The organism is Streptomyces massasporeus, from assembly GCF_014648995.1.
Classification (GTDB): Bacteria; Actinomycetota; Actinomycetes; order Streptomycetales; family Streptomycetaceae; genus Streptomyces; species Streptomyces massasporeus.
This window is the reverse complement of the sequence record NZ_BMSE01000049.1, coordinates 1-5,750: the sequence shown is the minus strand read 5'-3', so window position 1 is coordinate 5,750 and position 5,750 is coordinate 1. Positions and strand designations below refer to the sequence as shown.

Below are 5,750 nucleotides of genomic sequence, written 5' to 3'. Positions count from 1 at the left end.
GCGTCGCGGAGCGAGCCCGCATCATCGCCCAGCAGGGCAACCGCTGCCTCTACTGCGAGATACCGCTCGGCACGACCATCACCCGCAAAGGCAAGGACGTTGTCCTGCGCCTCAACTGGGACCACTTCGTGCCCTACGCCTACGTCGCCCGCAACCCGCGCGACAACTGGGTCCTGGCCTGCCACGTCTGCAACGGCATCAAGCGCGGCCGGATCTTCAAGACCGTCCAGGAAGTCCGGGCCACGATCCTGCCCGAGCGCCTGCAGAAGGGCTACGAGGACCCCTACGACGTCCTGCGCCGCATCGGGCAGGAGATTCAACTCGCGCCCTGGCCGGACCGCCTCCGCCTCGTCAACGGGCGGACCGTCCACTACGCCAAGCCCAGCAAGACCGGCTTCTGGAAGACCGCATGCGGCCTGGAGAAGGCGGCCGTCGCCTGGCGAACCCCCGGAGCCGCCACCACGCACATCTGCGAGCAGTGCGTCGTCCAGTCCGGCATCGCCGCTTCCAGCGAAGACATCGACCAGACCGCCTGACCTGGTGGGCCGCCGCGCTCAGCCGCGGCGGCCTCGACCCCACGGAGCCCCGAATGACCACCGAACCGCCGCCACTGGCCCGTCTCCTGCACCTCGTCGCCCGCGCCGAACGAGGCGCCCTGCTCCCCGCCGAAGCCGCCCAATTCCGCACCCACATCCGCGCCCTGTACGCCCGCGCCTACCCGATCAAGGAGCAAGTGTGAGAGGCCCCCGAACCGACGACCTCACCGTGTCCCGAACCGTCGGCGCCAACGTCGCCACCCTGCGCACCCTGCACGGCTGGTCACAGCGGGCCCTCGCCCGTCAGACCGAGAGCACAGGCAAGCCGGTCGGGTTCAGCACCATCTGCCGCATGGAGCGGGCCGCCGACCCCGCAGCCTCCCCGGTTGCGGTGTACGTCGACGACGTCGTCTCTCTCGCGGCGGCACTCGGCGTCACCCCACAACGACTGATCACACAGCCGAACTGCCGAGCCTGCATGGACAGCCCGCCCCCCGGCTTCACCTGCCGCACCTGCGGAGCCGAGGCGTGACCCGCACCCCCCGACCCGACCTGGATCAAGGAGACCGCCGCATGACCGACCAGCCCCGCGGCCCCGTCGACTGGGCCCGCCAGCAAGCCGCCGAACGCGAGCAGCAGGCGGCCACCGATCCGCGGCAGCCCGCCTACGACGCCGTGTGGGCGTACATCCGCGCGCTCGGCGTCTACATGCCGCCCACCACGGCCCACCGCAACGCTGTCATCTGGCGCGGAGTCCACGCCGCACTCGACGCCGTCACGGGTACGGGGAGCGGGGAGCGCGCCGAAGCCACCGTCGCCCGCGTCCGCCGCCTCGGCGCCGAGCTGTTCGTCGACGGCGCCACCCACACCCACCGCGCCATCGGTCGGCAGATCCTCAACGCACTCCAGCCGCCCGAGGACGGCGAGACCACGCCAGCCGACGAAGCCCGCCTCGACCGCGCGCACTGGGAGGCCAAGTACTCCGGCGACCGCCCGTGACCTGGCCGCTGCTCGCCGCCGCGTTCGCCGCCGCCCTCACCGCCTGGCCACTCCTCACCCGCCACGACCGGCGAGTCCGGCAGCGGCGGCGAGCAGCACGCAACCGACAGAACCACCAGTAGCCCGCACCGCCCGCACAAGGAGCCCGCCGTGAATGACGCACCGTCGCCCCGTTGCGTGATCTGCCCGCGCCAGCTGCTCGACCACGAGACCGGCCGGTACATCTGCCTGCCGTGCGAGCACCGCATCGACCAGGACCTGCGGAAGTTGGCCGGGCCCGCCGGCCTCTACGCCCGGCTCTGCCTGCGCATCCAGCCCGGCCGCGGCGGCAGCGACGGACCCGTCGTCAGCGGCAGCAGCGGCCACCCCATGCCGTGCAACGAGCAGATCCTCAGCCTCACCGCCAACGGGGGCATCGTCTCCACCCTCGAAACGTGGGTCGAGGACTGGGCCAGCTACGGGCTCGCCCGCCGCGGTGCTGGCGGCCGGCTCCAGCACCGCGTCGACGTCGCCGTCGAAACGCTGCGACTCAACCTCACCCGGGCCGCCAGCCGACACCCGGCCCTCGACGAATTCGGCCGTGAAATCCAGCAGGCCGCGCGGCAGATCGAAGCCATCATCAGCGGCGAACGGGCACCCCGACGCATCCCCGTCACCTGCCCCTGCGGCACCGTCCGATCCGTCACCCTCGACACCGACGGATTCCAATGCCGCGGGTGCGGGACCGAGTACGGGCACTCCGAGGCGTTGAAGCTCACCGTCGCCGAGAGGCGGGCCGCCTGACCGCCACCCGAACAGCCCAGCTACCCGCCCACCGCCAGGGCAGGCATCCCGCATGAACAGCGACGCCGACCTTAAAGCCCTCTGCGCCCACCACGGCATCAACACCACCACCGCCACCGACCCGCAAGGCCACATCTACCTCGCCGTCGACGAGCGGGCCATGCGGCAACTCGCCGACATCTCCCCCGACCCGACCGCCGCCCACGCGATCCTCGACCAACTCCTCGCCGAGACCGAAGGATGACACGACGAAGGCCCCACCTCGGATCGAGGTGGGGCCTTCGTCGTGCCGTCAGACGCGCGACACTGCTAGAGGCGCCGGCACCGGCGGGGCCTCTGGGGGGGGGAGACCCTCCGCCAGAGCTTGGCTTCCTCCCGAAGCTAACGTTCCGGGATTCCAGCTAGTGGCAACGCTAGCTGGTGCGGTCCCCCTCGCGGGGTCGCTGGTTCCTGCTTCACGGACCGCCCAACGGCGAGGTCTCCACAGGCTGGCACCGCATACCCTGCGGCGCTAAGGATGTTCTTGGCGGCGTTCACGTCAGCGTGGTCTTGGTGTCCACAAGTCGTGCATACGAAGACCGCTTGGCTCTTGCGGGACTTCGAATCCACGTGCTTGCACCGGTTGCACGTCTGTGAAGTGTAGGCCGGATTGACAAGTAGCACCTGACTGCCCGAGTACCGGGCAGCGCTGTGGATGGCCAGCACCAATCGATGCCAGCCCTTGTCGAGGATGACCCTGTTGAGGCCAGCCTTCTGTCGAACGTTCTTCCCCGGAATCTCGACAGTTCCGTGCGCGGAAGCTGTCATGTTCTTGATGGCGAGGTCTTCAAGAGCTATGACCCCGTAAACCTCGGTGAGATGTTTTGCAGTCCTCGCATAGAAATCAGAGCGGCGATCTGTAACGCGCGCCATAGCTCTACGCATGGCGGCAACAGTCTTGAGTCGGTTGGAGCTCCCCCTGCGCTGACGAGCTAGCCGCTGCTGCAGGCGGCGGTAGCGTGATCTTTCTCCAGGAGACGCGAATTTCCGATCATGGAAAGTACCTGCGCTCGTGGTGACGGCCACGGCCACGCCAAGATCGACTCCCACGGGCCGTCCGTCATGGCTATCTGGCGTCAATAGGCCGTCTTCCACCAGAAAGGAGATGTGCCAGCTACCCGCCTTGCGGGAGACCGTGGCGGAACGGATCTCACCTCCGATCGGTCGAGTCCACCGGAAGGTGAGCCAGCCGATCCTTGGAAGCTTGACTTCCGCCCACTTGCGATTGATTCGGCGGACTTTGATTCGCTCCGGCTCGGGGAAGCGGAACGAAGGGGACCAGCGAGTCTTGGAGCGCCAGTGGACTTTGAATGCTCCGTGCCTTCGGCAAGCCCGCTCTAGATCTCGTAGCGTCTGCTGCAGGATGCTTGCTGGTGCTGCGCGCAGCCACTCGAATTCACGCTTGGCCTCGGTAAGTTGTGCCGACTGAGGGACGTAGTCGATATAGGCGCCACGTTTCCGGTACGTCCTGCGTTGCTCAAGGGCGGTGTTCCATACTGCGCGGCAGATGTTGCCGAACTCCTCGCACATAGCCCCTTGCTCTGGCGTGAGCTTGAGCCGGTACTTCCGTCCCGTCAGCATGGAACACCCCCTCTCTCACCGGACTTTACGGGCAGGGACTGACAGTCAGACCTCGGTCGTCACGATCGGCGCCGGCAGCTTCGGCACGTCGACGTCGAAGATCTGGGCGAGCAGGTAGCGGGCGACGGTGTCGTGCTCCAGCTCGCTACGTCCGGTCGGCATCGCGAGCAGTACGTCGCCGTTCTTGCGTTGAACGACCGCACCGAAAAACTCTCGGTCGGCGATCGAGCTGTCGACGAGCTCGACTCCGGTTTCGGCGAGCAGCTGAGTCAGCGGCGCATCGAGCAGGTAGTCGGGGGAGACGGCAGGCGCTAAGCTCATGGGTAGGCTCCAATCGCGCAGATTGAGTTGCTGGTCAGCGGCTGGCACCGCTGATGGCTTCGACGGCCGGGGTGTTGACGCACCTCGGCCGTTGCCGTTCCCGGGCTCGGGATGACTTGGCTAGCCAAGTTCGGCCCCCTGAAAGTAGCGCCACTGCCGCGGAGCGTGCAAGTAGTGCGACGAAACGGATGCTGGGTACCGTCGCGGCATGGGGCTCACAGACACGGAACTACGGAGTCGTTTCGCCCACGCCAGGGTGCTGCGCCTCGGGACGGCGGACGCCGGCGGGAGGCCGCACCTCGTGCCGGCCACGTTCGCGGTAGTCGGTGACGCTGTGGTGATTGCCGTCGATCACAAGCCGAAGCGGCACTCCAACCTCAAGAGGCTGCGCAACATCGAAGAGAACCCTGTCGTCACGCTCCTCGTGGATCACTTCGAGGAGGACTGGGGCCGCCTGTGGTGGGTCCGTGCGGACGGTGAGGCGCGTGTGATCGACAACGAACTTGCAGGCGAACTTGTAGACGCATTGGTAGACAAGTACGAGCAGTACCGCGAGCAGCGCCCTGTTGGCCCCGTGATCAAGATTCTCGTAAACCGCTGGTCAGGCTGGTCGGCCGGCCGAGGGTAGACGAAATCTCGTGACGTCCAGCTACGCTCACTTGTGTAGCCATCCGACAGGAGAGTGATGTCACCGAACCCGGCACGAGAGCACCCCTATGAGAGGGTCGCCAACGAACTGCGCGCGGAGATCCTCAGGGGAGGCCTCGCGCCAGGCGCGAAGCTGCCATCCGAGAACGACCTGAAGGAACGCTTCAAGGTCAGCCGGGACACTGCCCGCAAGGGCATCGCCCAGCTTCGGATGGAAGGGCTGATCACCTCGCATCAAGGCAAAGGCGCCTTCGTTCGTGAGCGGCCACGCGTCAGCCTCCGACAGACGGGCAGCATCTACCGTGCCCGGCGGGCCACGGGTGAGGCCAACTACAACGCCGAGGCCAAAGCTCAGGGCCAGGTGCCCAAGCAGGTCATCCGCGAGGTCGTCGAGACGGGTGCGCCGGAGAAGGTCGCGGACCGGTTCGGCATTGAGGCCGGTGCTCCCGTGGTCGTCCGCCGCCTCCTGTTCCTCGTAGACGGTCAGCCTATGCAGCTATGTGACAGCTACTACGAACGTTCCCTCGCTGAAGGCACTCCGCTCGCCGAGTCGAAGCTAATCAAAGGCGGGGCCAACGGGTTCATTGAAAACCCCGACGGGCCGATCGGCCGTCGCATCGTCCAGTTCATCGAGGACCTCGACATCCGTATGCCGTACCCGCATGAGATCGAGCAGCTCGACATCCCGGCCGGCGTCCCCATCGCCAAGGTCATGCGCACCGCTTACGACTCCGCAGGGAACGCTCTGGAGGTCCTCGACTCCATCGTGCCGTGCGACCGCCACACCTTCCGGTACGTGATCGATGTGCCGTAGCTCCCGCCCGTCGCCCTGACGCCCCCAGC

10 protein-coding genes are annotated in these 5,750 nt (G+C 67.1%); 8 read left to right on the top strand and 2 right to left on the bottom strand.

Annotated features, from left to right (window positions below; genetic code table 11):
• The 6 genes from IE153_RS40980 to IE153_RS40955 form a co-directional block, all read left to right on the top strand.
• On the top strand, positions 1-536 hold a 536-nt coding region (locus IE153_RS40980; protein ID WP_229829443.1), incomplete at its 5' end, for an HNH endonuclease.
• Between the two features lie 53 nt (positions 537-589).
• Positions 590-739 carry a hypothetical protein gene (locus tag IE153_RS40975; RefSeq protein WP_189594761.1) on the top strand — a complete coding sequence of 50 codons (150 nt, stop codon included), beginning with the start codon at positions 590-592 and terminating at the stop codon, positions 737-739.
• Positions 736-1,068 (top strand): helix-turn-helix domain-containing protein, encoded by a 333-nt coding sequence (locus IE153_RS40970; protein WP_189594760.1) that lies wholly within the window; start codon positions 736-738, stop codon positions 1,066-1,068. Before IE153_RS40975 ends, IE153_RS40970 begins: the two co-directional genes overlap by 4 nt.
• 41 nt (positions 1,069-1,109) lie before the next feature.
• Entirely contained in the window at positions 1,110-1,535 is a 426-nt protein-coding gene (locus tag IE153_RS40965; RefSeq protein ID WP_189594759.1) for a hypothetical protein, read from the top strand.
• A gap of 150 nt (positions 1,536-1,685) precedes the next feature.
• Positions 1,686-2,318 (top strand): hypothetical protein, encoded by a 633-nt coding sequence (locus tag IE153_RS40960; protein WP_189594758.1) that lies wholly within the window; start codon positions 1,686-1,688, stop codon positions 2,316-2,318.
• Positions 2,319-2,370: 52 nt separating this feature from the next.
• Positions 2,371-2,562: a hypothetical protein gene (locus IE153_RS40955; RefSeq protein ID WP_189594757.1), complete on the top strand. Its 192-nt coding sequence runs from the start codon at positions 2,371-2,373 to the stop codon at positions 2,560-2,562.
• 137 nt (positions 2,563-2,699) lie between these two features.
• Here the strand turns inward: IE153_RS40955 and IE153_RS40950 are convergent, their stop codons facing one another.
• The gene (locus IE153_RS40950; protein WP_189594756.1) at positions 2,700-3,938 is read right to left on the bottom strand and encodes an RNA-guided endonuclease InsQ/TnpB family protein; all 1,239 of its coding nucleotides are present in this window, start codon (positions 3,936-3,938) and stop codon (positions 2,700-2,702) included.
• A gap of 45 nt (positions 3,939-3,983) precedes the next feature.
• Complete coding sequence (locus tag IE153_RS40945; protein ID WP_189594755.1) at positions 3,984-4,259, bottom strand: hypothetical protein; 276 nt, start codon at positions 4,257-4,259, stop codon at positions 3,984-3,986.
• 208 nt (positions 4,260-4,467) lie between these two features.
• Between IE153_RS40945 and IE153_RS40940 the strand changes: the two genes are divergently transcribed.
• Both IE153_RS40940 and IE153_RS40935 read left to right on the top strand, forming a co-directional pair.
• The gene (locus IE153_RS40940) at positions 4,468-4,887 is read left to right on the top strand and encodes a TIGR03668 family PPOX class F420-dependent oxidoreductase (RefSeq protein WP_189594754.1); all 420 of its coding nucleotides are present in this window, start codon (positions 4,468-4,470) and stop codon (positions 4,885-4,887) included.
• A 57-nt stretch (positions 4,888-4,944) separates the two neighbouring features.
• Positions 4,945-5,721: a GntR family transcriptional regulator gene (locus IE153_RS40935; protein ID WP_189594753.1), complete on the top strand. Its 777-nt coding sequence runs from the start codon at positions 4,945-4,947 to the stop codon at positions 5,719-5,721.
• The last annotated feature ends 29 nt before the right edge of the window (positions 5,722-5,750 follow it).

Bases quoted from the DNA above. Each gene is read 5' to 3' on its own strand.
- IE153_RS40940 (WP_189594754.1), top strand. From the start codon at position 4,468: ATGGGGCTCACAGACACGGAACTACGGAGTCGTTTCGCCCACGCCAGG.
- IE153_RS40965 (WP_189594759.1), top strand. From the start codon at position 1,110: ATGACCGACCAGCCCCGCGGCCCCGTCGACTGGGCCCGCCAGCAAGCC.
- IE153_RS40935 (WP_189594753.1), top strand. From the start codon at position 4,945: ATGTCACCGAACCCGGCACGAGAGCACCCCTATGAGAGGGTCGCCAAC.
- IE153_RS40950 (WP_189594756.1), bottom strand. From the start codon at position 3,938: ATGCTGACGGGACGGAAGTACCGGCTCAAGCTCACGCCAGAGCAAGGG.
- IE153_RS40955 (WP_189594757.1), top strand. From the start codon at position 2,371: ATGAACAGCGACGCCGACCTTAAAGCCCTCTGCGCCCACCACGGCATC.
- IE153_RS40945 (WP_189594755.1), bottom strand. From the start codon at position 4,259: ATGAGCTTAGCGCCTGCCGTCTCCCCCGACTACCTGCTCGATGCGCCG.
- IE153_RS40975 (WP_189594761.1), top strand. From the start codon at position 590: ATGACCACCGAACCGCCGCCACTGGCCCGTCTCCTGCACCTCGTCGCC.